This is a genomic window from Dorea sp. (assembly GCF_977044405.1).
On record NZ_CDRRQK010000007.1, the window covers coordinates 26,360 to 52,170 of the forward strand.

27 protein-coding genes are annotated in these 25,811 nt (G+C 41.2%); 25 read left to right on the top strand and 2 right to left on the bottom strand.

What is annotated here, in order from left to right:
• Window positions 1-19 precede the first annotated feature (19 nt).
• The 4 genes from hisIE (at window position 20) to ACWJAF_RS04790 (ending at window position 3,913) form a co-directional block, all read left to right on the top strand.
• Window positions 20-1,303 carry a bifunctional phosphoribosyl-AMP cyclohydrolase/phosphoribosyl-ATP diphosphatase HisIE gene (gene hisIE / locus ACWJAF_RS04775; protein ID WP_448862544.1) on the top strand — a complete coding sequence of 428 codons (1,284 nt, stop codon included), beginning with the start codon at window positions 20-22 and terminating at the stop codon, window positions 1,301-1,303.
• Window positions 1,304-1,404: 101 nt separating this feature from the next.
• Window positions 1,405-1,704 carry a hypothetical protein gene (locus ACWJAF_RS04780; protein ID WP_296033339.1) on the top strand — a complete coding sequence of 100 codons (300 nt, stop codon included), beginning with the start codon at window positions 1,405-1,407 and terminating at the stop codon, window positions 1,702-1,704.
• Between the two features lie 69 nt (window positions 1,705-1,773).
• Window positions 1,774-2,622 (top strand): dTDP-4-dehydrorhamnose reductase, encoded by an 849-nt coding sequence (gene rfbD, locus ACWJAF_RS04785; RefSeq protein WP_448862546.1) that lies wholly within the window; start codon window positions 1,774-1,776, stop codon window positions 2,620-2,622.
• Window position 2,623: 1 nt separating this feature from the next.
• Window positions 2,624-3,913 (top strand): dicarboxylate/amino acid:cation symporter, encoded by a 1,290-nt coding sequence (locus ACWJAF_RS04790; protein ID WP_448862548.1) that lies wholly within the window; start codon window positions 2,624-2,626, stop codon window positions 3,911-3,913.
• A 282-nt stretch (window positions 3,914-4,195) separates the two neighbouring features.
• On the opposite strand, the gene ACWJAF_RS04795 is transcribed toward ACWJAF_RS04790, so the two are convergent.
• Window positions 4,196-5,527 (bottom strand): MATE family efflux transporter, encoded by a 1,332-nt coding sequence (locus tag ACWJAF_RS04795; protein WP_448862550.1) that lies wholly within the window; start codon window positions 5,525-5,527, stop codon window positions 4,196-4,198.
• 258 nt (window positions 5,528-5,785) lie between these two features.
• On the opposite strand from ACWJAF_RS04795, the gene ACWJAF_RS04800 reads away from it, so the two are divergent.
• The 10 genes from ACWJAF_RS04800 (at window position 5,786) to ACWJAF_RS04845 (ending at window position 15,456) form a co-directional block, all read left to right on the top strand.
• A complete protein-coding gene (locus tag ACWJAF_RS04800; protein WP_448862643.1) occupies window positions 5,786-7,123 on the top strand; it encodes an MATE family efflux transporter in 1,338 nt (445 codons plus the stop codon).
• A gap of 19 nt (window positions 7,124-7,142) precedes the next feature.
• Complete coding sequence (locus tag ACWJAF_RS04805; RefSeq protein ID WP_448862552.1) at window positions 7,143-7,271, top strand: hypothetical protein; 129 nt, start codon at window positions 7,143-7,145, stop codon at window positions 7,269-7,271.
• Window positions 7,268-7,765 carry an RNA polymerase sigma factor gene (locus ACWJAF_RS04810; protein ID WP_448862554.1) on the top strand — a complete coding sequence of 166 codons (498 nt, stop codon included), beginning with the start codon at window positions 7,268-7,270 and terminating at the stop codon, window positions 7,763-7,765. Before ACWJAF_RS04805 ends, ACWJAF_RS04810 begins: the two co-directional genes overlap by 4 nt.
• Entirely contained in the window at window positions 7,765-8,601 is an 837-nt protein-coding gene (locus ACWJAF_RS04815; protein WP_448862556.1) for a zf-HC2 domain-containing protein, read from the top strand. The genes ACWJAF_RS04810 and ACWJAF_RS04815 overlap by 1 nt, the downstream gene beginning before the upstream one ends.
• Window positions 8,602-8,721: 120 nt before the next feature.
• Window positions 8,722-9,375 carry a helix-turn-helix domain-containing protein gene (locus ACWJAF_RS04820; RefSeq protein WP_448862558.1) on the top strand — a complete coding sequence of 218 codons (654 nt, stop codon included), beginning with the start codon at window positions 8,722-8,724 and terminating at the stop codon, window positions 9,373-9,375.
• Between the two features lie 331 nt (window positions 9,376-9,706).
• Window positions 9,707-10,393 (top strand): DUF3990 domain-containing protein, encoded by a 687-nt coding sequence (locus ACWJAF_RS04825; RefSeq protein WP_448862560.1) that lies wholly within the window; start codon window positions 9,707-9,709, stop codon window positions 10,391-10,393.
• Window positions 10,371-11,012 carry a helix-turn-helix domain-containing protein gene (locus tag ACWJAF_RS04830; RefSeq protein WP_448862562.1) on the top strand — a complete coding sequence of 214 codons (642 nt, stop codon included), beginning with the start codon at window positions 10,371-10,373 and terminating at the stop codon, window positions 11,010-11,012. Before ACWJAF_RS04825 ends, ACWJAF_RS04830 begins: the two co-directional genes overlap by 23 nt.
• A gap of 48 nt (window positions 11,013-11,060) precedes the next feature.
• A complete protein-coding gene (locus tag ACWJAF_RS04835) occupies window positions 11,061-11,762 on the top strand; it encodes a DNA alkylation repair protein (RefSeq protein WP_448862564.1) in 702 nt (233 codons plus the stop codon).
• Window positions 11,759-13,300, top strand: coding sequence for an AAA family ATPase (locus tag ACWJAF_RS04840; RefSeq protein WP_448862566.1), 1,542 nt, complete (start codon window positions 11,759-11,761; stop codon window positions 13,298-13,300). Before ACWJAF_RS04835 ends, ACWJAF_RS04840 begins: the two co-directional genes overlap by 4 nt.
• A 26-nt stretch (window positions 13,301-13,326) precedes the next feature.
• Window positions 13,327-15,456 (top strand): CocE/NonD family hydrolase, encoded by a 2,130-nt coding sequence (locus ACWJAF_RS04845; protein ID WP_448862568.1) that lies wholly within the window; start codon window positions 13,327-13,329, stop codon window positions 15,454-15,456.
• Between the two features lie 221 nt (window positions 15,457-15,677).
• On the opposite strand, the gene ACWJAF_RS04850 is transcribed toward ACWJAF_RS04845, so the two are convergent.
• Window positions 15,678-16,529, bottom strand: coding sequence for a hypothetical protein (locus tag ACWJAF_RS04850; protein WP_448862570.1), 852 nt, complete (start codon window positions 16,527-16,529; stop codon window positions 15,678-15,680).
• Window positions 16,530-16,986: 457 nt separating this feature from the next.
• Here ACWJAF_RS04850 and ACWJAF_RS04855 point away from each other — a divergent pair, with 457 nt between their 5' ends.
• From ACWJAF_RS04855 to yhbY, 11 genes are all read left to right on the top strand, one after another.
• Window positions 16,987-18,852 carry a TIGR03960 family B12-binding radical SAM protein gene (locus tag ACWJAF_RS04855; RefSeq protein ID WP_448862572.1) on the top strand — a complete coding sequence of 622 codons (1,866 nt, stop codon included), beginning with the start codon at window positions 16,987-16,989 and terminating at the stop codon, window positions 18,850-18,852.
• On the top strand, window positions 18,833-19,570 hold the full coding sequence (locus ACWJAF_RS04860; protein WP_448862574.1) for a TIGR03936 family radical SAM-associated protein: 738 nt from the start codon (window positions 18,833-18,835) through the stop codon (window positions 19,568-19,570). Before ACWJAF_RS04855 ends, ACWJAF_RS04860 begins: the two co-directional genes overlap by 20 nt.
• 37 nt (window positions 19,571-19,607) lie before the next feature.
• Window positions 19,608-20,090: a Cys-tRNA(Pro) deacylase gene (gene ybaK, locus ACWJAF_RS04865; RefSeq protein WP_296092760.1), complete on the top strand. Its 483-nt coding sequence runs from the start codon at window positions 19,608-19,610 to the stop codon at window positions 20,088-20,090.
• Between the two features lie 231 nt (window positions 20,091-20,321).
• Window positions 20,322-21,653: an aspartate kinase gene (locus ACWJAF_RS04870; protein WP_296029581.1), complete on the top strand. Its 1,332-nt coding sequence runs from the start codon at window positions 20,322-20,324 to the stop codon at window positions 21,651-21,653.
• A gap of 83 nt (window positions 21,654-21,736) precedes the next feature.
• Window positions 21,737-22,162, top strand: a complete 426-nt coding sequence (locus ACWJAF_RS04875) for a CBS domain-containing protein (protein ID WP_448862576.1) — start codon at window positions 21,737-21,739, stop codon at window positions 22,160-22,162.
• On the top strand, window positions 22,152-22,940 hold the full coding sequence (locus tag ACWJAF_RS04880) for an amidohydrolase family protein (protein ID WP_448862645.1): 789 nt from the start codon (window positions 22,152-22,154) through the stop codon (window positions 22,938-22,940). The genes ACWJAF_RS04875 and ACWJAF_RS04880 overlap by 11 nt, the downstream gene beginning before the upstream one ends.
• 201 nt (window positions 22,941-23,141) lie before the next feature.
• Window positions 23,142-23,450 (top strand): 50S ribosomal protein L21, encoded by a 309-nt coding sequence (gene rplU, locus ACWJAF_RS04885; protein WP_296029572.1) that lies wholly within the window; start codon window positions 23,142-23,144, stop codon window positions 23,448-23,450.
• 15 nt (window positions 23,451-23,465) lie between these two features.
• On the top strand, window positions 23,466-23,795 hold the full coding sequence (locus ACWJAF_RS04890; RefSeq protein WP_296029570.1) for a ribosomal-processing cysteine protease Prp: 330 nt from the start codon (window positions 23,466-23,468) through the stop codon (window positions 23,793-23,795).
• Window positions 23,796-23,800: 5 nt separating this feature from the next.
• Window positions 23,801-24,082: a 50S ribosomal protein L27 gene (rpmA, locus tag ACWJAF_RS04895; RefSeq protein WP_006426549.1), complete on the top strand. Its 282-nt coding sequence runs from the start codon at window positions 23,801-23,803 to the stop codon at window positions 24,080-24,082.
• Between the two features lie 104 nt (window positions 24,083-24,186).
• Window positions 24,187-25,467, top strand: a complete 1,281-nt coding sequence (obgE, locus tag ACWJAF_RS04900; RefSeq protein WP_296092754.1) for a GTPase ObgE — start codon at window positions 24,187-24,189, stop codon at window positions 25,465-25,467.
• Between the two features lie 32 nt (window positions 25,468-25,499).
• Entirely contained in the window at window positions 25,500-25,793 is a 294-nt protein-coding gene (yhbY, locus tag ACWJAF_RS04905; protein WP_296029558.1) for a ribosome assembly RNA-binding protein YhbY, read from the top strand.
• The last annotated feature ends 18 nt before the right edge of the window (window positions 25,794-25,811 follow it).

Consider the following 25,811-nt stretch of genomic DNA (forward strand, 5'->3'; position numbering starts at 1 on the left):
AAGGAGACACGGACAGACTATGAGCTATAAAAGATTAATACCATGTATCTTCATCAAAGAGGGAAAAGCTGTAAAATGGTTTGGTGATGACACCGTTGTATCGGACGACGTGATCGGACTTGCAAAATATTACAGCGACCACGGAGCTGATGAATTGATCGTACTGGATCTGTCAGTTTCTGATGAAGAACACGACGAAGCAATCAATCTCATGAAACGGATGAACCGGGTAATCCGGATCCCGATGATTGCAGGTGGAAATATTAAAAGACAGGAAGACATCAAAAAAATCCTGTACGCAGGTGCCAAGCGTGCCATGCTTAACTTTTCTAAGCCAGACAGTGTAAAACTCATTGAAGATGCTGCAAAACGGTTTGGAAAAGAAAAAATCGCTGTATCTTTGTATGATTTTGATGCATTGTTCAAACATCAGCATCTGATCCAGGATTATAGCAGTGAGATTATCTTCATGCACAGACTGGATCTCAACTCGATTATGAATGTTACAGATGTACCATGTGTGATCATCACAGATACAGAAGAGGAATCAGAATTATTTAAAATATTAAAGTGTCCGGGCGTACGGGGATTATCCGGTAAATATGTAAGCAGGACAGATATGGATTTTGTTGCATTTAAAGATAAATGCGCCGGGGAAGATATTAAGATGACTTCTTTTGAAAGTATGATGGAATTTTCACAGTTTAAAACCAATGATCAGGGACTTATCCCGGTTATCGTACAGCATTATAAGACACAGGAAATCCTGATGCTGGCTTATATGAACGAAGAATCGTTTTACGAAACGATCAAAACCGGAAAGATGACTTATTTTAGCAGAAGCCGTCAGAAATTATGGGTAAAAGGAGAGACCAGCGGTCACTTCCAGTATGTAAAATCACTGACGATCGACTGTGATCTGGACACACTGCTTGCAAAAGTAGACCAGATAGGTGCAGCCTGCCATACCGGTAATCCGACATGTTTCTTCCAGCCGCTGGTTGGAATGGACTACGATGAATCAAATCCTCTCAGAATTTTTGAATCTGTGTATGCTACCATTGCAGACCGTAAGGAAAATCCAAAAGAAGGTTCGTATACGAATTATCTTTTCGATAAAGGAATCGATAAGATTCTTAAGAAAATTGGTGAGGAAGCAACAGAAGTTGTCATTGCAGCAAAGAATCCAAATCCAGAAGAAGTCAAATATGAACTGGCTGATTTTCTGTATCATGCGATGGTGCTGATGGTGGAAAAAGGACTGACATGGGAAGACATTGTAAAAGAGTTGGCTGACCGCTAATTGTTATCGAAAGATATCATTTGCAGACCGTTTCTGATATACCTGTTCTTTTCGCATGACAGAAGCTTTTCATTCATATAATAGTTCTGAGGTGAGTGCATGTGAATGAAGCAGCGCAAAGAAGGAAAGAACTTCTGGAACAGACACGGTATATGTATCAGGAAACAGAGCTTCCTGCAGTACATCCAAGATACAGTTCATGGTATGGTGAACTGTATAAAACAGAAAAAACGGAACAAGGAAGTTTCGGATTACGTACATTTATCTGTATGATTTTATTTGCAGTATTTGTCTTTATGCAGAACGAGGGGAAAGATATCCTGCATGTAAGCTGTGCGAAAGTCATACAGGAAGTCAGTCAAAACACTGACATTACCGATGTATGGAAAAAATTACCATAGTGGAGTAAATTTGAGACCGTTGGTTAAAAATTGAAACTAACGGTCGTCTTATATTGAGGAGGAATACATATGTTAAAATTATGGATTGTTGGCGCATCCGGTCAGATAGGAACTGCTATTAATGAAGTACTGGACCCATTAGAGATGGAAGTATTCAACACAGATAAAGATGAACTGGATATCACGAATACCGATGAGGTTCTGAACTTTGGAGTCATCAACCGTCCTGATGTCATCATTAACTGTGCGGCTGTTACAGATACCGATCTGTGTGAAAAAGAACCAGAACTAGCATACCGTGTAAATGCACTTGGTGCAAGAAACTTAAGCATTGTAGCAAGAAAAACAGGTGCCAAGATGGTACAGATCTCTACGGATGATGTATTTGACGGAATCAGACATACCCCATATACAGAATTTGATGATACGAATCCAAAGACCGTATACGGACGTTCCAAACGTGCAGGCGAAAATTATGTAAAGGAATTTACCCATAAGCACTTTATTCTTCGGAGTAACTGGGTATATGGAAATGGTAATAACTTTGTCAACAGAGTGTTACATGTAGCAGATACCAAAGATGAGCTTCTGGTCGCTTCAGATCAGTTTGGTTCACCGACAAGTGCAAAGGATCTGGCACGCATCATTCTGTATCTGATCCAGACCAATGAATACGGAACTTATCATGCAACCTGCCAGGGAGTATGTAACCGTTATGAATTTGCACAGGAAATCTTAAAGCTTGCAGGAAAACAGATCAATCTGCGTCCGGTTATGACAAGTGAGTCAGATCTTTCTTCCGCAAGACCGGCCTATGCGGTACTGGATAACTTCATTCTCCGCATCATTAATGTATATGATATGCCGGAATGGAAGACTTCACTGAGAGAATATATGAATGAAAGAACGGAGGGCTAATATGGGAGAGACACAGAAGAAGGAAAAGAAGAAAATAGGACTTACAACGAAGATTTTTATTGCATTGCTCGCAGGAGCGGTATTTGGAATCGTTTTATGTTATGTGGTTCCAAGTGGACATATCAAAGATGACATTATCGTAGAAGGCGTACTGTATGTGGTCGGCCAGGGCTTTATCAAACTGATGAAGATGTTGGTTGTACCACTGGTATTCTGCTCGCTCGTGTGCGGAAGTATGTCGATCGGAGATACGAAGAAGCTTGGTACAGTCGGTGCAAGAACACTGATCTTTTATCTGGCAACAACAGCACTTGCGGTTACCGTAGCATTGTCTGTCGGAAACCTGATCAATCCGGGTGTGGGACTGGACATGAGCACGATCAAGACCAATGCAGCATCCGTAGAAACTATGAAGGCGACTTCGCTGACAGATACACTGTTAAATATTATCCCGGATAACCCGATTAATTCTCTTGCAAGCGGAGAGATGCTGCAGATCATCGTATTTGCATTGATCATCGGTGTGATCCTTGCAAAATTAGGAGAACGTGCAGAGACAGTTGCGAACTTCTTCAGCCAGTTTAACGATATTATGATGGAAATGACGATGATGATCATGGCACTTGCGCCAATTGGTGTCTTCTGCCTGATCAGCCGCACATTTGCAAATATCGGATTCAGTGCATTTGTACCGCTGGCAAAATATATGATCGGTGTATTGATCGCACTGGCAATCCAGTGTTTCGGTGTATATCAGATATTACTGAAAATATTTACCGGATTGAATCCTATGAAATTTATCAAGAAGTTCTTCCCGGTTATGGCCTTCGCATTCTCAACAGCAACATCAAATGCAACGATTCCGCTGTCAATTGATACCCTGTCCAAGAAGGTGGGTGTATCTAAGAAGATATCATCCTTCACCATTCCTCTTGGAGCGACCATCAATATGGATGGTACTTCGATCATGCAGGGGGTAGCCGTTGTATTTGCCGCACAGGCATTCGGAATCCACTTAAGTATGACAGATTATATTACTGTAATCGGAACTGCAACACTTGCATCCATCGGTACGGCCGGTGTGCCAAGTGTAGGTCTGGTAACACTGACAATGGTATTCAATTCTGTCGGACTTCCGGTTGAGGCAATTGGTCTGATCATGGGTATCGACCGTATCCTGGATATGACAAGAACTGCCGTTAATATCACAGGTGATGCTGTATGTACAACGATTGTTGCACACCAGAACAAAGCATTGGATAAGAGTGTATTCTATGCGGAAGAGAATTAGTATAAAATAACGGAATACTAAAGTATGCAAGAGAAAATATTTATTTTCTCAAATATATTTCCAACAAATAAAAACGTATCTTAGAAATGCTTCCCTTTCAAGCAGAGAGGGCATTTCTGAGATACGTTTTTTGATACCTGAGCATGCAAGAGAAGCTGCAACGTAGAAAGTTCCCAGTATACAAAATATGAACCAGCCTCTCGTATATATCAAAATATACAATAGAAGTTCCTGGCTGCAAGTGGCAAATTTTTGTATCACTATCTATTTAAAAGAATCACTTTACAGATAATGATACCTGTCTTTCTGGCGGATGAAAAATGTAATGGTCATGATAAGTGTCAGCGCCTCCGCAACACTGATCGCACTCCAGATACCGTTGATCCCGAACCAGATTGGGAGCGTCAGCACCATGATAACCTGGAACACTAATGTTCTAAGGAACGAGATGACAGCCGATATCAGACCGTTATTTAACGCGGTAAAGAACGATGATCCAAAGATATTAATACCAATGATCAGGAATGCAATGGCATATACACGGAAGCCTTGCAGTGTCATAGCGTACAGACCGGCATTGTAACCGACAAATATCTTAGACAGAACAGGTGCCAGTAACTGTGCGGCACCGAACAGGATCACGCCCCAGACCAGTATGATTGACATACTTTTTTTATACAGATTTTTAAGCTCTGCGTGATTTCCGGCACCATAATGATAGCTGATAACCGGGGCACAGCCAATCGCATAGCCTAAAAAGGTGGCAACAAAGATAAAATTGACGTACATAACTGCACCATAAGCAGCAACACCATTTTCTCCTGCAATCTTCATGAGCTGGAGATTGTATAATGCATTGACTAAGGACATGGACAAGTTAGTCATGAGTTCCGAGGAACCATTGGTGCAGGTCTTAAAAAACACACGTCTGTCGAATACCGGCTTTACAAAGTGAAGGAGGCTGTCGTTCTTACGGAAGAAATATACCACCGGGAGCAGACCGCCGATAAATTCACTGGTCATGGTTGCGAACGCGGCGCCTGCAATTCCAAAGTGTAATACACCGATGAACAGGGCATCGAGAACAATGTTTGTACAACCGGCAGCCACAATGACCTTCAGTCCAAGCTGGGGTTTTCCGGCAGCCACAAAGAAACTCTGGAAGACATTCTGTAGCATGAAGGCGGTCAGGGATATGCAGGAGATCCGTCCGTAAAGGGTACAATAATCAATCAGATCACCGGCGGCACCAAATGCCATGACAATCCGCCTCATAAATATAAAACTGAGAACAGATAACACAAATCCTCCGATAGCGGCAATCGTAACCAGCATCGAAAAATACTGATTTGCCAGTTCTTTCTTTCCTTCACCAAGGGTTTTTGATACAAAGGCACTTCCTCCGGTACCGATCATAAATCCGAGTGCACTGATTCCCATCAGGTAAGGCATAATAAGATTCACGGAAGCAAATGCTGATTTTCCCACAAAGTTCGATACAAAGATGCCGTCCACTACACTGTAGATGGAAGTAAATACCATCATAATAATGGAGGGCAGGATAAAACGAAGTAATTTTTTATAGGTAAAATGCTCTGAGAGCTGAATATTCATACGTATTCTCCTTTTTTATATTTACTGATATGGATGTTTACAATGAATGTAAATGAAAACATATAAGCTAAGTGATTATATGTTGTTTTTGATGTTCTGTCAAGGAAAATGTCTTTACACATATAAAACGAATTAATAATTAAATGTTCACAAACGATAAATCTATGCTACAATAAAAATTACGGTTTTATGCTTTAATTGAAGATATTACTATAAAAGGAGAGAGTTGTTTTGAAGAAAAATAAATATGAGATTGATATGTGCAATGGAACCATCATGGACAAATTGATTTCATTTTCCATACCACTGATGCTGTCAGGAATCTTACAGCTGATGTTCAATGCGGTGGATATCGTGGTAGTGGGACGTTTCAGCGGAAGTCAGGCGCTCGCAGCGGTGGGTTCGACAACGGCACTGATCAATGTGTTTACCAATCTTTTCATCGGAATCTCATTGGGAGCAAATGTACTTGCAGCGAGATATTATGCGGCCGGAAAAACAAAAGAAATGTCGGAGACGGTACATACGGCTATTGCACTTGCTCTGGTAAGCGGAGTGGTGATGGCGGTGACCGGAGTGGTCTTTGCCAGAGGCGCGTTGGAAATTATGGGGACGCCGGAGGATGTGATCGGTAAGTCTACGCTTTACATGCGGATCTATTTCTGCGGTATGCCATTTTTTATGATGTATAACTATGGAGCAGCCATATTAAGGGCCGTGGGTGATACCAAACGTCCGTTGATCTTCCTGATCGTATCCGGAGTGATCAATGCAGTATTGAATCTGTTCCTGGTCATTGTATTCCATCTGGATGTAGCAGGTGTTGGGATCGCAACTGTGATCTCTCAGCTGGTATCCTGTATTCTTGTACTGCGCTGCCTGCATCACACAGAGAGCAGTTATCAGCTTCACCTTGCAAAGCTCCGGATCAGATCCGTGTATCTGAAGCAGATCTTCGAAGTTGGGGTTCCGGCGGGAATCCAGAGTACGGTAATCAATATTTCAAATGCGATGCTGCAGTCATCGGTCAATTCTTTTGGATCGATCGCAATGGCAGGATATACGGCGTCGAATAATATTTTCGGATTCTTATATGTGTCGGTGAACTCCTTCACGCAGGCCTGTATGAGCTTCACAAGCCAGAACTACGGAGTGAAGAAATTAAAACGTATGGACAGGGTTCTGATCGACTGTATGATCCTTTCGGTTGTGGTAACACTGATTCTCGGAAGCAGTGTGTATGTATTCGGACCGGAGCTTCTGCACATTTATAGTGATCAGGCAGATGTTATCCAATACGGTATGGAGATATTCTCCTATACAACTGTTACGTATTTCCTGTGCGGACTGATGGATCTGTTCCCTGGAGCACTGAGAGGAATGGGATATTCCACAGTACCGATGATCCTTTCTATTATTGGTACGGTCGGAGTCCGGATCATCTGGATCTATGGACTGTTCCCGTCGCACAGATCACTGACCTTTTTATTCCTGTCTTATCCGGTATCCTGGATCGCGACAATTATTATGCAGGTGATCTGCTTCTGGTTTGTAAGGAAGAAGATTCACAGGACGATGACGATTACTGCAGATTAAAGCTACATAAAAATATAATATGAGTGTAAGAACATATTACAGAAGGCTCCCTGAGGTTTATAGCTTCAGGGAGTTTTTTGAAAATCTTGTAACAAAATATGAGTTCATGCGTCTAATAGATAACAGAAGGGAGGTGACAGGTACTTGAAGCTTGAGTTGGAAGAGATTTATAAAACCTATTTTCAGGATGTGTATTATTTCGTCCTCGCAATGAGTAAGGATCCGCATATTGCAGAGGAGATCACACAGGAGACATTTTTCAAAGCACTAAAAGGAGTAAAGCATTTTCAGGGAAAATGCAGTATCAAATCCTGGCTGTGTCAGATCGCCAGGAATGAATACATTTCTTATACCAGAAAAAAACACTGTACGGATCAGGAACTGACAGAACAGGCATATGGAGACGGAAAAACGGAAGGACCCGAACAACGTATGATTCGGAAGGACGAAGCCATGACGGTTTATCAGATCCTTCATTATCTGGACGAACCTTATAAAGAGGTATTTACACTAAAGGTACTTGGCGAATTAAATTATAAAGAGATTGCACAGATATTTGGAAAACAGGAGACATGGGCGAGAGTTACCTATCACAGGGCCCGTGTGAAGATTCAGGAGATTCTGGAAAGGAGGAGTACATAATGGTAAAGATTCCATGTGAGATCATTAGAGATCTGCTGCCATTATATCAGGATGATATATGCAGTGAAAAAAGCAGAACTGCAATAGAAGAACATATAAAAGAATGTGAATCGTGCAGGAAATATCTGAAAAAAATGGAAGGTGAGATTCCGATAGAAACAGATAGAATAGAAAGCACAGACGAGGAGTGGAAAGGATTCCGGGAGTTTTCGGAAAAAGTCTCAAGAAAATTAAACAGAAGGATCGTTATGGCGTGCGGAGTTGCTTTCCTGATATGTATGATGCTGACCGTGGCTCTATATTCGGATGCCTTTCAGTCTTATCATTTGTCAAAAATCGCGGCAGAGGATATAAAGGCAGAAGAAGTGTACCAGTTAAAGGATGGCAGACTGTATATACATGTACAGAGTAAACGAAGAATCACAGGACTGTCTTATCCTCAGACAGATATGGACACAGATACGAATACGGTGGCAGGTAAAGATGCGGTTGAAGCTGTACGCGAACCAAAGAATACTGTTGCATATGAAATATCTATGGATTCCAGTTTAAATCCGTTTAAAAAACTGATGTATATTACATTCAAAGAGGTAGCATATGTCATTCCATTTGAAGATGGACAGATTGTCGCAGAAAATGGAACAAAGATATCGGAATTTGACTATATTGGAAGTCCGGGGGAGAAAAAAATCCTGTGGCAGGAAAATGATGAGGTTAAGAAAGCACCGGCAAGAGTCGAAAAATTTGTGAAAGAATCATTGGCAAAAGAAGATGATCCGGTAGATGAAAATGCGGTGAACGTTTTCTGGATAAATCCAAGTATGCCGATCCAGTGATATGGAATGTAATTCCATGATATTTGGCAGTATTTAGAGGAGATTTAGTGTGTTCAACCATAAGTGGAGTGCTTTTCTGAGTGAAATATGGCATAATAAAGCCGACAGGAGGTGACGCATATGGTTGAACCATTAGAACTTGGAAGGTTTATATCGACATGCAGGAAGGAAAAGAATCTGACACAGAAGCAGCTGGGAGAAGAACTGGGCGTGACAGACAGAGCTGTGTCAAAATGGGAGAATGGAAAATCATTTCCGGACATCAGTCTGATTGAGCCGTTGTGTCAGATATTGGATATCAGTGTTAGTGAATTTATGCTTGGAAAAAGAATTGAACCGGAAAAATATCAGGAAGAGACAGAAAAAGCCTGGATAGCTTCGTTGGATGAACCATTATTGTATAAAATCCAGATGATCATATACATATTACAGATAGCTGCGGTTGCAGTATTACAGATTCCGCTTTTTGCACATGGAGTAATGCGAGTGAATGTTATATGTGCAGGTGTATGGTGTGCGCTTGTCTTTGCAGTATATTATCTGGATAAAAAGATTCCGGAAAGGAATCTGCGATATTCAAATCCGTGGATAGAAGGTATATTTTCAGTACTTTATTTCCTGAGCATTATGTTAGGGTTCTTTTTACGTAAAGATGAATGGGGAACATTACCGATGGCGGAACAGATGTCGCTTTGGGCGATGATTGTTGTTGGAGGTGTTTTTGTGTTTCTTGTGCGGGTGTGTTCGGCTAGGAAGAAGAGGAAAGTAAATTGATTAACTTCCGCCGCCAGTCACGACTTGAAGAACACCGTATAGGACACTTCTAGTGAATGTGGAATGAAGTTAGAAATACTTAGAGCGTGAAAATTTACGTTAAACTCAAATTACGAGTTGTCTGAACCCCGAACGGGGTGAGTTCTCGTAATTTGAGTTTGTTCTTAGTAAATTTCCACGCTCTTAGTGTTTCTTCCTCATGGAACCTGAACAAGAAGTGTCCTATACTGTGTTCTTCAAGGACCGAGAGGCCAACTCCGTTAATCAACTAAATAGAAAATAATTCTTGTGCATGTATCTCCACAGCGATATAATAAAAGAAAAACGTGGAGTGATCATATTGAAAAAAACATTATACCATGGTTCGCAAAATATCATTACAATGCCACAATATGGAAAAGGTGCAAGAAATAATGATTATGGAAAAGGATTTTACTGTACAGAAGAGATAGAACTTGCCAGAGAATGGGCGTGTGCAAAGCAGACAAATGGATATGTTAATTGTTATGAATTAGAATTATCTGAGTTGAACATATTAAATTTGAACAGTTCAGAGTACAATATTCTGAACTGGCTGGCATTACTTGCAGATAACCGGACATACTGGCAGAGGGGAAGTATTGCAGAAGAGGCAAAAAAATACTTGAAAGATAATTTTTTGCCGGATATTTCAGAATATGATGTGATCATAGGATACCGGGCGGATGATTCATATTTTGCTTTTGCACAGGATTTTGTTGCAGGTGTTATATCGATGCAAAAGCTTGCAGAAGCAATGAGGCTTGGTAAGCTGGGAGAACAGATTGTGCTCAAAAGTCCAAAAGCATTTGAACAGATAAAATATCTGGGGCATGAACTGGTGGATGCTGGAATATATTATGCAAGAAAAAAAGAACGGGAAAGAGAAGCGAGAAAAGAATATCGGCTCCGGCGCAGTCAGAAAGCAGATATTCGGGAACTATTTATTCTGGATATCATGAGGGAGGAAATGAAAAATGATGATCCACGCTTATTCTGAAGATTATCTGGTATCAGCACAGAGAATATTAGGAGATATGCTTGATTATGCAGTTAATACGTATGCATTTGATCCGGATTCATTTTATCAGATGTTTCTTGTGTCCGATGTTTCTTCACAATTTCAGGATGGCAATCCGACATACGTTGCCGGGAAGACCGGATGTGAGATTGTAAAAGAGATTATACATTCTGCAGGAATAGAGATGCAGGAATTAGAGGATGAAATGTATCTGGATAAGTCACCAGAATACTGGGCAGGCTGGGCACTGGCATATTATCAGTGGTATACAGGAAGAACGTTTATAAAGATATACAAAGTAGTGTCTGTACAGGAACTCTTAAATATGTATGATGTCTATCATGAAATGGATATTCAAAAGTTTGTCGATGAGATAAATGAACGATGGGAGGCCTTTTATACAGAAACCAATCTGAAAAGAATAAGATTAATTTCCGGGTTATCTCAGAGAGAACTGGCAGAATTATCGAATGTACCACTCAGACAGATTCAGCTTTTCGAACAGAGACAACGGGATATCAACCATACCAGAGCTATCGACGTACTGAAACTTGCGAAAATTCTGGGATGCAAAAGTGAAGAATTACTGGAAATCTGATTCAGATATGAGAATGGAGATAATATAGAAATTACCAGAGGAAAATTCATGAGAAAAACTACAATTATAACCAACGTACAAACCCGGCTCTTTGAGCTGCAAGACTTAAAATACCGTGATTTTCACGCAAAACTAATGCCGACAGTCAACAAAGAAAAGATCATCGGCGTTCGGACACCGGCACTTCGTATATTTGCGAAGAATTATGGAAAGACAGAAGAAGCAAAAGAATATCTGAAGATATTGCCGCATCAGTACTATGAAGAAAATAACCTGCACGGACTTTTAATCGAACAGATCAAAGACTATGATATTTGTCTGAAGGAAATAGACCGTTTCCTCCCATATATCGATAACTGGGCGACCTGTGATATGCTTGCGGTTAAGGTAGTGAAGAAACATCTGGACACCTTCATAGATGAAATATACCGGTGGATGGAATCTGACCATACATATACCATCCGGTTCGGTGTTAATATGCTGATGCGGTATTATCTGGAAGATGCATTTCGAATGGAATATCCGGAAAAAGTAGCACAGATCCGTTCGGAAGAATATTATGTAAATATGATGCGTGCATGGTATTTTGCGACGGCACTCGCAAAGCAGTATGAAAAGATATTACCATTTATCGAGGAACAAAAATTAGATGTCTGGACGCATAATAAGACGATTCAGAAATGCATCGAAAGCTACCGGATCACGCCAGAGCAGAAAGAGTATCTGAGAGGGTTAAAGATTAAAAAATGAAATCCATATCCATTTATACGATCACAAGAAATCAAAATATCGAACAGCTGCAAAAACTGGAACGTCAGTTATCGGGAAGAGACCATTTTCTGAAAATACGGGAATGGGAACTGGAAAGTATGAAAGCACTGACAGCCGAATTGGAAACCTGCATGGAGGATGTATATGCACTTCGTTTCTTTTATTCGTTTCAGATTCCGAGACTGGGAAAAGAATTTGATCTTCTGCAGATCAAGGAAGATCAGATTATTAATATTGAATTAAAAAGCGGTGTGGTATCGGATGAGGCCATTCGCAGACAGCTTTTGCAGAACCGCTATTATCTGTCGGTGCTTGGAAGAACGATTCATTCGTATACTTATATCAGCAGTCAGAACCGTCTGGTAAGACTGACGAATCATGATCATATAGCAGAAGCAGATTGGGATGAATTATGTAGACTTTTGAAAAGAGAAAGTCTGGATTATGACGGGAATATCGAAGCATTGTTCCGTGTAGAACTCTATCTGATCTCACCACTCAGAGAGCCGGAACGCTTTTTACAGAAAGAATATTTTCTGACGGCACAGCAAAGAGATATTGAACGACAGATTCTGAAAGAAATCCGGACAAAACATTCCGGCTATTACTGGTTCAGCGGACTTCCGGGGACAGGAAAGACGTTGCTTCTGTATGATCTGGCAATGAAATTGTCAGTGCGTCAGAGGGTTTGCATGATTCATTGCGGGGAATCAGGGAATGACTGGAGACTTTTGCATAAACGTCTGCGCCGGATAGAATTTCTGTCTGCCGGTCAGTTATCACTTCAGACAGTTAAGCAGACGATAACCAAAAATGTGTGTACGGAAGAACCATCTGATAAATTTTTAGAATCATACAGTGCTATTCTGGTGGATGAAGCACATCTGCTTTCCATGGAACAATTAAAGATATTAGAAGAGCGTAAAAAACAAATCCCGGTAATCTTCTCCAGTGATACGGAAGATATGATCTCGCCTGAAGAACTGGATCGTGAAATACCGCAGCGGCTTGCCGGTCTGCCGGATGTGCAGAGCTTTCATCTGACAAATCGTATCCGTACAAATGCAGAGCTATCTTCCTTTATCCAGAATATGATGGATTTGTCACGTAGGAAAGGGAAGAATGGTTATCCAAATATTGAAGTAGTGTATGCGAATGATGATACAGAAGCAGCATATTTGTTACAAGGCTATATGAGACAGGGCTATCTTATGAATTCAGATGAGAGGGATGTGAACCGCCTGGCGGTCGTGATGGATGAACGGTATTATTATGATGAGGACAGTTATCTCCGTACGAGAAAGATTTGTGAAGATACTTATGAGACAACTTGTACAACAATGTGTAGAGACAGGAAATCAGATATAAGGATTCTTTTTCACCAGTTGAATCAGGCAAAAGAGAAACTGGCGATTGTGATCAAGGATAATCCGGAAGTGTATGATACGATTTTGAATCTATTACAGAAAGAAAAATTGCCTGGTTTCGAAATGCATGGTATAATATCTCTCATGTAAAATATTAAATCAGAGAGGTTTTTACAATGGGAGAAAAAAATTACAGTAAAGTACCTGTATTTGAAAATGGACTGGCACAGCCTGTTTTCAAATTCACGGACGGAAAGACAGGAGAAAACTATGATCCTGCCACATCAAGTATCGTAAGATACTGCGTATATGTGGAATCTGACTACGACATGGACGGTGATGGAAAAAGAGATCTCGTCAAAGCATTTATTCAGGTTCCGAGAAGTGCTGTAGAAGGCAGTTATAAGGCGGCAACATTATATGAAGCACGTCCGTACTGTGCAGGGGTTCAGGCAGACGGATACGATCATATGAAAGAAGTAGAAAGCAAAGAATACCGCAAATTTGACTTTGCAGATCTTGACAAAGAAGTGCCTGCACGTATTCCGGAGGGGACGATCAGTGCCATGGATCTTGCGTTAAAGGCAGATCCGGCAGACTGGTATTATCCTGATAAAGGAAATAATAACAGCATGGTATATGAGAATCTGGATAATTTTAATTATTATCTGGTACGTGGCTTTGCAGTGGTCGTAAGTGCAGGATTCGGAGCACTTGGTTCAGACGGATTTAACTATGTCGGCTCCGAATATGAACGGGATGCGTTTAAGTTTGTTGTGGAATGGTTACATGGTGACAGAGTGGCTTATGCAGACCGTGAAGGAAAGATACAGACGAAGGCAGACTGGTCCAATGGAAATGTTGCCATGACCGGAAGATCTTATGCCGGAACCATGCCATTTGCAGTTGCAACCACAGGTGTGGAAGGACTGAAAACAATCGTTCCGGTTGCGGGTATCGCAGACTGGTATACACAGCAGAATATGCAGGGTGCACAGCGTTACTGGCCAAAAGAGATGCTGAATAGTTTCCTGGCATATTTCTGTTCCAGCCGTTATAATGATGAGACATTGTCAGAAAAACAGTTGGATGATATTGCAGCATTCCATCATGAGTTGAGTCTCCAACAGTTAAAATGTGGATTCGATTATAATCCGGAATTTTGGGGAGCCGGAAATTATCGTCTGCATGCAGACCAGATCAAGTGCAGCGCACTGATCGTACATGGATTCAACGACGAAAATGTATCTACAAAACAGTTTGAAATGATGCATACCGCATTCGAACAGGCAGGGCAGACAGTGAAGCTGCTTCTTCATCAGGGGCCGCATATCACCCCGACTATGCCAAATAAGAATTACGGAATCCTGATCGATGGAAAGTTCTATGATGATATCGTAAATGAATGGATCTCCCACTATCTGTATGGAGTAGAAAACAGTGCCGAAGAGATGCCGGAAGTACTTGCTCAGACGAACTATGACCAGAAAAAATGGGAAACAGAAAGTGCATGGAAAACAGAGCATACCATAAAGCTTACTTCAAAAGAAGAGAGTAAGACAGTGATTGATACAGACTGGGAAAAAGCCGGTGTCAGTGCAGAAAACTTCGATGATGTGATGGCACTGAAGTCTACAAATATGGCTCAGCGCTATGTGACAGATCCATTTGAAAAAGCCGTGACTGTACAGGGAACTGTATGCCTGAACTTAAAGGCAGCATTAAAAGACGGTAATATTGAAACAGATTTCGATCCGGAAAACAGAAACGATGTAGATACCCTGACCATGCAGCTTGGAGCATCCAAAGTATCTGGTAAGATGGATGATGTAGAGATCGCGGTGCTTCTCTGTGATGTATGCGATGAAGAGTTCGACAGTATCCAGACCGTAGACCCGGAAAGAAACATCGTTCCGGTAACGACGGTAAAAGAAGGCGGAATCATGAATGGCGGAGATCTTCCGGCATTTGATGAGGCAGAATTCAATACCGTACATAAAAAATACCGCGTGATCACACGTGCATTTGCAGATCTGTGTAATCCGGAAGCAGGTTATGCGCCGGAGACAGCACAGAACAGTATCGAGCTTAAAAAGGGCGAATATCATGATTACAGCGTATATCTCAATGCGACAAGATATACCGTAGAGCCGGGACACAGACTTGCAGTGGTTGTTGCAACAGAAGATCCGGTGAACTGCCTGATCCATAAGACATATTCAGTAGAGATTGATGACAGTTCTGTGATCGTGGAAGTTCCTGTGACAAAAGCGTGTGAGGACATGGGACTGAATAAAGCAGAATAGATGGAATATCTATCGGAAATGAGAAAAGTACGAGCTGCTGGTTGAAAACAGGATCACAACGGATGCAGTCTATCTGGAAGACGGGATTAAGATTCAGGCAGGGGCAGAGACTATTCAGGATGTGAAGACACGGATCATGGATATTGGAGAAATGTAGAATGAAAAAGTTGTAGAGACCATCTGACATTATTCGGATGGTCTCTTCTGCCATTTCTTTATGGTTATACCGTTCCGGTAATTGTCAGAGTGCTGAATCCCGGATTAGAACTCCATTCACCGGTAGTCTCGTTGACGGTAAATGTTGCTGCAGGAACAGTAACTTTTCCGGCACCGGTAGCAAAAGTACCGATAGTTTTATCATAAGTGTAGTCTTCACCTTCTGTCCATGTGCTTCCGTTAAAGGTGACAGTCAGATTAGAAAGTATTGGATTAAACGTATCGGTAACGATTACGGCCGTGGCTTCATTTGCAGGAACGTTTCCTTCATTCTGAATCAGGAACGTGTAGGTCAGGCTTCCGTTTTCAGTAACAGGTACCGGACTGATAGATTTTGTGATACCTAAGAGCGGCAAGGCTTCTGCATTTACTGTTTCCTTAGCGGTGATAGAAGTAATGCCGTCTCCGCTTGCAGTAACCGTATTTGTAATGAATGATTCATTGGCGAGAGGAGCGTATTGATTTACAGCTGTTTCATAGACCAGTGTCAGATTGCCATTTGCAGGAACAGTTAATCCAGAGAAGACAAGCGGAGGACCTGCGGTTACAGCAGGTGCAGCCTGTAACGTTCCGTTTGTATAGTATTTTACTGTGTTATCCAGATACGTTAACGGTGTCAGTGAAGTAGTAGAAAATGCATACGCACCAAGGTCATCTGTGAGTGTAAGTCCTGTAATCGGAGCGGTACCGGAGTTAATAATACTTATAATATAGGTGACGGTACCTCCCGGATGATAGGTATTTTTTACTGCAGTTTTCGAGATTGACAATACTTCGAGAATCTCACCGACGGCAATATTTGAATTAGTAACAGAATTTCCGTAACGGAGTTGTGCCTGGTTCGTAAATTGAGCCATATTTTTAACCTTCCTTTCATATATGTGTCTATAGTATAATATATGTCTGTCGAGTGAAATTGTCCGGAGAGTCTTTGGAGAAGATTCACAAAAATCGGACATTTCTAAAATTTATATTGAAAGCATGAAAATTGTAATCACTATTTACCAAAACAATCACTTCATGTTACAATGTGATACGTATATTTCTAAATAAAATACTTGTTTGAGCCAGCCTTCCAAATTTAAAAGCGCAGTACCAAACCGAATCATATGTGATTAATTGTAATTAATCCTCACCAAATAAAAGCAATTAGTGACATCAAAAAAGGAATTGTCGTAAAAGGCCGATTTTGGAAGATCAAAACAAAAAAATGATTATAAAAAAACAATTAAAAAACTAAAGAAAATTTCAATTTTATATTCAAATTAGCAAGCACGTGTTTTGTTTAATATTCACAATAATCAAGGAGAAATCATGAGAAAATTAGCATTAACTGATGATATTTTACTAAAAATAGAGAAACCAGCACGCTATATTGGCAACGAAGTAAACTCTGTGATGAAGGATAAGAAAAAGGTTGCCATAAGGTTCGCCATGTGCTTCCCGGACGTGTATGAGATCGGTATGTCGCATCTGGGCATCCAGATTCTTTATGATATGTTCAATAAGCGCGAAGATGTGTGGTGTGAACGTGTCTATTCGCCGTGGACGGATCTCGATCAGATTATGAGAGAGAGAAAGATCCCGTTATTTGCACTGGAATCCCAAGATCCGATTAAGGATTTTGATTTCCTTGGAATCACAATCCAGTATGAGATGTGTTATACCAATATCCTGCAGGTACTGGACTTAAGCGGCATCCCACTGGCAGCAGAGGAAAGAACGGACGAAGATCCGATCGTAATCGGCGGCGGTCCGTGTACGTATAATCCGGAGCCGTTAGCGGAGTTCTTCGACCTGTTCTATATGGGAGAAGGCGAGACAGTCTATGATGAGCTTCTGGATGCTTATAAGAAGAATAAGAAGCGTGGCGGAACGAGAAAAGAATTTCTGGAGATGGCAGCAAAGATCGAAGGAATCTATGTTCCTGCATTCTATGATGTAACTTATAAAGAAGACGGTACGATTGAAAGCTTCCGTCCGAATAACCCGCATGCAAAAGAAAAGATTAAAAAGCAGGTAGTCATGGATATGAGCAGTGCAACATATCCGGAGAAGCCAGTCGTTCCGTTTATCAAGGCAACACAGGACCGTGTCGTACTTGAGATTCAGAGAGGCTGCATCCGTGGATGCCGTTTCTGTCAGGCGGGAATGTTATATCGTCCGACCCGTGAGAAAGATATAGAAGTACTAAAAGAATATGCTTATAAAATGCTTAAGAATACAGGGCATGAAGAGATTTCCTTAAGTTCCTTAAGTTCCAGTGATTACAGTCACTTAAGAGAGCTTGTAATGTTCTTAATTGAGAACTTTAAGTCGCAGGGAATCAACATCAGTCTTCCATCCCTTCGTATTGACGCATTTTCACTGGATGTGATGGGACAGGTACAGGATATCAGAAAGAGCAGCCTGACATTTGCACCTGAGGCCGGATCACAGCGTATGCGTAATGTGATCAATAAAGGACTTACAGAGGATGATATTCTTGGAGGTGCCGGACAGGCGTTCGACGGCGGCTGGAATAAGGTAAAGCTCTATTTTATGCTTGGACTTCCGACAGAGACGGAAGAAGATATGAGAGCTATTCCGGAACTTGCAGACAGAATTGCCAGACGTTATTACGAGATTCCAAAGGATCAGCGTAATGGAAAATGTCAGATTACAACGAGTACATCGTTCTTTATTCCAAAGCCATTTACCCCGTTCCAGTGGGCAAGAATGTATACAAATGAAGAATATATTTCAAGAGCTGCAATCGTAAAGCATGCGTTCAATGAACAACTTAACAGAAAGAGCCTGAAATATAACTGGCACGATGCGGAAGTTACTGTGCTGGAGGGTGTCTTCGCAAGAGGTGACAGAAAGACGGCAGCAGTGATCAAAGAAGCTTACCGTCTGGGATGTCTGTATGACTCCTGGAGTGATCAGTTTGATAATGACAAATGGATGCAGGCCTTTGAAAATACAGGAATTGATATTGCATTCTATAATCACAGAGAACGTCCGCTGGATGAAGTATTCCCATGGGATTTTATCGACATCGGTGTGACAAAAGAGTTCCTTAAGAGAGAATGGAACCATGCAATGAATGCAGAAGTAACACCTAACTGCCGTATGAAATGTTCCGGCTGTGGTGTTGCACAATGGAAAGGAGGTGTCTGTGTTGAAAATAAGAATTAAATTCCGCAAATATGGGGTGATGCGTTTCATCGGACACCTGGACGTGATGCGTTATTTTCAGAAAGCAATCCGGCGTGCAGAGATCCCGATCGCATTTACAACCGGATACAGCCCACATATGATCATGTCATTTGCACAGCCGCTTGGAGTCGGTGTGACAAGTGACGGAGAATATTTTGATATTGAGATTACAGAACCAATTGCTTCTGAAAAAGCAGTTGCACAGCTGAATGCTGTGATGGTAGAAGGAATTGAAGTCATCAGCTTCCGAGAGATTTCATCGGATAAGAAAGCAAGTGGTATGACGATCGTAGCTGCTGCAGATTATAAAGTAACATTCCCGGAGACGTTCCAGCATGCAGAAGAGATCCGTACACTTCCAGAAAGCTGGAAAGAGAAAGTGGATGCGTTCATGGCACAGCCTGAGATTGTTGTATTAAAGAAAACAAAGCGTAGTGAAAAAGAAGTAGATATCAAACCAATGATCTATAAGATATCTGCGCTGGATGATGGTATCTATATGTATCTTGCAACCGGAAGTGAGCAGAATCTGAAACCGGATCTGGTAGCGGAAGCATTCTTAAAGTTTGCAGGTGAAGATCCGGAGACAACACCGGTGCATATTCACAGAATAGATGTGTATGCTAAGAATCCGGAAGCGAAAGACGGACAGACAGAGTTTGTTACTCTGGAAGACCTCGGAAAAGATATTTTATAAAATTAGAATTCCATCCATCTGACAGGAGTGATAAAATATGAGTAAAAAGGAAGTAAAGACAAATGCAATGCGTATGCTGGACCGTGCCAGGGTGTCCTATACGTATGAAGAGTATGAATGCGATGACTTCACAGACGGTATCCAGACAGCAGATAAGCTCGGATATGATCATGCGCTTGTCTATAAAACACTGGTTACAACCGGGAAGACCGGGAATCATTATGTATTTGTAATCCCGATCGAGGCAGAGATTGATTTTAAAAAAGCAGCGAAAGTAGTCGGTGAAAAGTCACTGGAAATGCTGCATTTAAAAGACCTGACGAAAGTAACGGGATATGTACGCGGCGGCTGTACAGCCATCGGTATGAAAAAACAGTTTCCGACTGTGATCCAGGAGGATGCAAAAGAACTGGAATATATGCATGTCAGTGGCGGTAAGCTTGGTATGCAGATCCGTCTTGCACCTCAAGATCTTCAGAAAGTCGCAAAAGCCGAATTTGCTGATGTGATCAGACAGTAAGAAGATAGTTTTCCGACAGGATTATAGATAAAATATTTTCCGGAATCTGATTAATGTATGTATATTTATGCAGTACTTCTAAAAATGAATCCTTATTTTTCTGCATATTAACACATTATTGCATTGAAGTGAACGCGAAAATGATGTAAGATAAATGCAGTTATGTTGTTATAAACAAAAGACAAAATTCATTTTTATGAAAATACTTGTTTGGAGGAATACGAAAAGAATATGAAAAAAGTTGTAAAATTTGGTGGTAGTTCGCTTGCAAGTGCCGAGCAGTTTAAAAAAGTAGGTAACATTATCAGAAAAGAGGAATCCAGAAGATATGTCATTCCATCCGCACCTGGTAAACGTACGCCGGATGATACAAAAGTAACAGACATGTTATACAGCTGTTATGGACAGGCTATCCTTGGAGAAGATGCTGAGAAAGATTTTGAAGAGCAGTTAGAAGCAATCAAAGAAAGATATAACAGTATCATCAGAGGACTGAATCTGGATCTGAGCCTGGATGAGGAATTTAAAACAATCCGTACAAACTTCAGCAAGAAGATTGGCCGGGATTACGCTGCTTCCCGTGGAGAATATCTTAACGGTATCATCATGGCTGCATATCTTGGATATGAATTTATTGATGCTGCAGAAGTAATCGTTTTTGATGAAAATGGTAATTTTAACGGAGACAAGACACACGAAATCCTTTCCGCAAGACTGGAACAGACAGAACGTGCCGTTATTCCTGGATTCTATGGTGCAAAGCCGGATGGAAGCATCCAGACTTTCTCACGTGGTGGATCCGACATCACAGGTTCAATCGTTGCAAAGGCAGTACATGCCGATATGTATGAGAACTGGACAGATGTATCAGGTTTCCTGATTGCAGATCCAAGAATCATCAAAAATCCAAAACCAATCGATGTAATTACATATAGAGAACTGCGTGAGTTATCCTACATGGGAGCAACCGTTCTTCACGAAGATGCTATTTTCCCGGTACGTAAAGAAGGAATCCCGATCAATATCCGTAACACCAATGCACCGGAAGATAAGGGAACACTCATCGTAGAAGATACCTGCAGAAAACCTCGTTTCACAATCACAGGTATTGCAGGAAAGAAAGATTTCGCATCTATTACGATTGAAAAAGCAATGATGAACTCCGAAGTCGGATTCTGCCGCAAGGTTCTGGAAGTATTTGAGAACAATCACATTTCCATTGAACATATGCCGTCTGGAATCGACACTATGACTATCTTTGTTCATAGAGATGAGTTCGAAGAAAAAGAACAGGATGTCATTGCCGGAATCCACAGAGCAGTAGAGCCGGATTTCCTGGAACTGGAATCAGATCTTGCTCTGATCGCAGTCGTAGGAAGAGGTATGCGTGCTACACGCGGTACTTCCGGACGTATCTTCGCAGCACTTGCACATGCAAATGTTAACGTAAAAATGATCGACCAGGGATCCAGTGAGCTCAATATTATCATTGGTGTCAGAAGTCATGATTTTAATGCTGCAATCAACGCAATTTACGATATCTTTGTAAATACAATGATTTAATCATTCGTTTACTAACTGTATCCGCTGACCAGAGTCAGCCGGACAGTTAGATTAATTAAAAATTGGGGAGGCTTTTATTAGCTATGAATATTATGTTTTTTCTAAAGCCGAAAAGAGATCTGGCCTACATCTATGATTATCACACATTACGCCAGGCTTTGGAGATTATGGAATATCACAAATACTCCTGTGTACCGATATTAAATAAAGAGGGGAAATATATCGGATCTATCACAGAAGGAGATCTTTTATGGTCGCTGAAAGAACTGAACATCTTTAATATCAAAGAAGCAGAATCCATCAGTATCATGAAGATCAAACGCCGTGTCGATTATCAGTGTGTCACTGCTGAATCGAACATGGAAGATCTGATCGGCCGTGCAATGGAACAGAATTTTGTACCGGTCATTGATGATCAGGAACATTTTATTGGTATTATTACCAGAAGAGATATTATTGGTTATTGTTATGATAAATTGAAAGAATGTGGAGAACAAGATGATCATTGATTTTCATACACACATATTTCCAGACAAGATAGCCGGGCGTACGCTCGACTATCTTTCTGGTATTATAAATTCCAGACCGTTTGCGCCTGGTTCTTATACCGGACTTCGTGCTTCCGGCGAACAGGCGGGCGTGGATATATCTATTGCGCTCCCTGCCGTGACAAAAGTATCACAGATTGATTCTGTCAACCGTTTTGCTTCCAGATACCTGGAAGGTCCTGTGATTTCCTTTGGCGGAATACATCCGCAGGCTTCTAATTACAAAGACATCTTACATGATATCAAAAGCATGGGATTAAAAGGGATCAAATTACATCCGGATTATCAGGACACTTATTTTGACGATATCCGCTATGAACGGATCATTGACCGTGCCTCCGAACTGGGGATGATTACCGTTGTTCATGCCGGAGCCGATCCAAAATGTCCGGATGATGTACACTGCACACCTCAGATGGCACGTAAAGTAATTGATGAAGTAAGACCGGAAAATCTTGTACTTGCCCATATGGGAGGTCTCGTAATGTGGGATGAGGTCGAAAAATATCTGGTAGGACAGGATGTATATTTTGACACTGGAGTCGTACTGGACCGCATGCCACAGGAACAGTTTATCCGAATGGTACGCAGTCATGGTGCTGACCGCATTTTATTTGGAACGGATTCACCATGGGCAGATCAGAAAAACTTTGTAACGATATTAAATTCTATGCCGCTTACATCTGATGAGAGAGAAGCGATATTTTCCGGAAATGCCATGAAGCTGCTTGGTCTGTAAGGATAATTTTATTGTTTTTTCGGCTTAAAATCGTCTGGGTGAAAAAAATAGCAAAAATATAAAAATTATTTCCAATAACACTTGATTTTTCAAAAATCATATGCTATTATCTTCTAGTATGCCGCACAGCGAGGTTGAAGTTCTGCTGAAATCATCAGTCAGACACCGTAACTGGCGAGTAATGATAATAGGAGGTGCCATATGTACGCAATTATAGCAACAGGTGGTAAACAGTACAAAGTAGCCGAAGGCGATATCATTAAAGTAGAGAAACTTGGTGTAGAAGCTGGAGAAACTTTTACATTTGACCAGGTTCTTGCAGTAAGTGACAACGGATTAAAAGTTGGTAACCCAACAGTTGAAGGTGCAACAGTTGAAGCTTCTGTAGTTGAGAACGGTAAAGCTAGAAAAGTTATCGTTTACAAGTACAAGAGAAAATCTGGATACCACAAGAAAAACGGTCACAGACAGCAGTATACTGCAGTTAAGATTGAAAAAATCAACGCTTAATATTGGAGAGCATCCATGATTCATGTAACGATCTTTCAGAACAAGTACAAAGAGTGTGTAGGTTTTCAGACAGAAGGACATGCCGAATATGCAGATCCCGGACAGGATATTGTATGTGCCGCTGCTTCTATTCTGGTGATCAACACGATAAATGCAATTGAAGAATTCACGGAGGATGATGCAAGTCTGATTTCCGAAGATGAGTCGGGAATGATTTCCTATCATCTGAATCATCCCTCGAAGGATGCACAGCTTTTGCTGAATACGATGATACTTGGTCTCGAACAGATGGTAGATGATGACAACTATGCAGAATATATTGATTTAACATTCGAGGAGGTGTAACAACCATGATGAAATTAAACCTTCAGTTTTTCGCTCATAAAAAAGGTGTAGGTTCTACAAAGAACGGTAGAGATTCTGAGTCTAAGAGACTTGGTGCTAAAAGAGCTGACGGACAGTTTGTAAAAGCTGGTAACATTCTTTACAGACAGCGCGGAACAAAGATTCATCCAGGAATCAATGTAGGACGCGGCGGTGACGATACATTATTCGCACTCGTTGATGGCGTTGTAAGATTTGAAAGAAAAGGAAAAGATAAGAAACAGGTTTCTATCTATCCAGTAGCTTAATTATGAGTTGAAAAAGTGCGTTGCAATGATTAACTTCTTTCGGTTATGATGCAGCGCGCTTTTTTTAACTTCCGTTTATTTTATATAGATGAAAGGAATACAGTATGTTTGCAGATAGAGCAAGGATATTTATTAGAGCAGGTAAAGGCGGAGATGGACATGTAAGTTTCCGTCGTGAGAAGTACGTGGCGAATGGCGGTCCGGACGGCGGTGACGGCGGACGTGGCGGTGACGTTATATTTGAAGTCGATGAGGGACTGAATACACTTCAGGACTACAGACATAAAAGAAAATTTACAGCAAAAGACGGTGAACAGGGCGGAAAGCGCAGATGTCATGGTGCAGACGGTGAAGATATTGTCCTGAAAGTTCCAGAAGGAACCGTTATCAAAGAATCAGAATCCGGAAAAGTCATTGCAGATATGTCCGGAGATAACCGCAGACAGATCATCTTAAAGGGTGGTAAAGGCGGCCTTGGAAATCAGCATTTTGCAACTGCAACCATGCAGGTTCCAAAATATGCGCAGCCTGGCCAGCCTGCAAAAGAATTATTCGTAGATCTGGAATTAAAAGTCATTGCAGACGTAGGGCTTGTAGGTTTCCCAAATGTTGGTAAATCTACATTCTTATCCCGTGTAACGAATGCACAACCGAAGATTGCGAATTACCATTTTACAACTTTGAACCCGAATCTTGGAGTTGTTGACCTCCCAGATGCACCGGGATTTGTCATTGCAGACATTCCTGGACTAATCGAGGGTGCTTCTGAGGGAGTGGGACTGGGCCATCAGTTCCTTCGTCACATTGAACGTACCAAATTGATGATCCATGTAGTAGATGCAGCTGGTACAGAAGGACGTGATCCGGTCGATGATATCTATAAGATCAACAATGAGTTGAAAGCTTATAATGCTGATATCGCCAATCGTCCGCAGGTAATTGCTGCCAATAAGATCGACGCGATTTATACAGAAGATGATCCGGTTCAGCGTCTGAAAGATGAATTTGAACCACAGGGTGTCAAAGTATTCCCAATTTCCGGCGTTACCGGACAGGGAATCCAGGAATTACTTTACTATGTATCGAACGAGTTACAGCATCTGGATCAGGAAACAATCGTATTCGAACAGGAATATTTCCCAGAAGAGGAGATTCCAATGAACGATCTTCCATATACGGTTGAAAAAGAAGATGATATGTATGTAGTAGAAGGACCGAAGATTGAGAAAATGCTCGGTTATACTAATCTGGATTCCGAAAGAGGATTTGCATTCTTCCAGAAATTCCTCAAAGAATCTGGTATTCTGGAGCAATTAGAAGAGGCTGGAATTCAGGAAGGTGACACAGTACGTATGTATGGTCTGCAGTTTGATTATTATAAATAATATGTGCAGACATTAGAATAAAGGAGAAAGAAATGACAACAAAACAGAGAGCTTATTTAAAAGGTCTTGCCATGAATCTGGAACCGATTTTTCAGATTGGTAAAAACAGCATGACACCGGAAGTTACAAAAGCAATCCAGGAAGCCCTGGATGCAAGAGAGCTGGTTAAGATCAGTGTCCTGAAAAACTGTGCTGACGATCCACGTGCCATCGCTGAAGTAATTGCCGAGCGTACACGTTCCCAGGTTGTCCAGGTTATCGGCAAGAAGATCGTATTATACAAAGAAGGTAAAGACAAACACAAGAAGATTGAACTGCCAAAATAAATTCAGGTAGGAGATTCG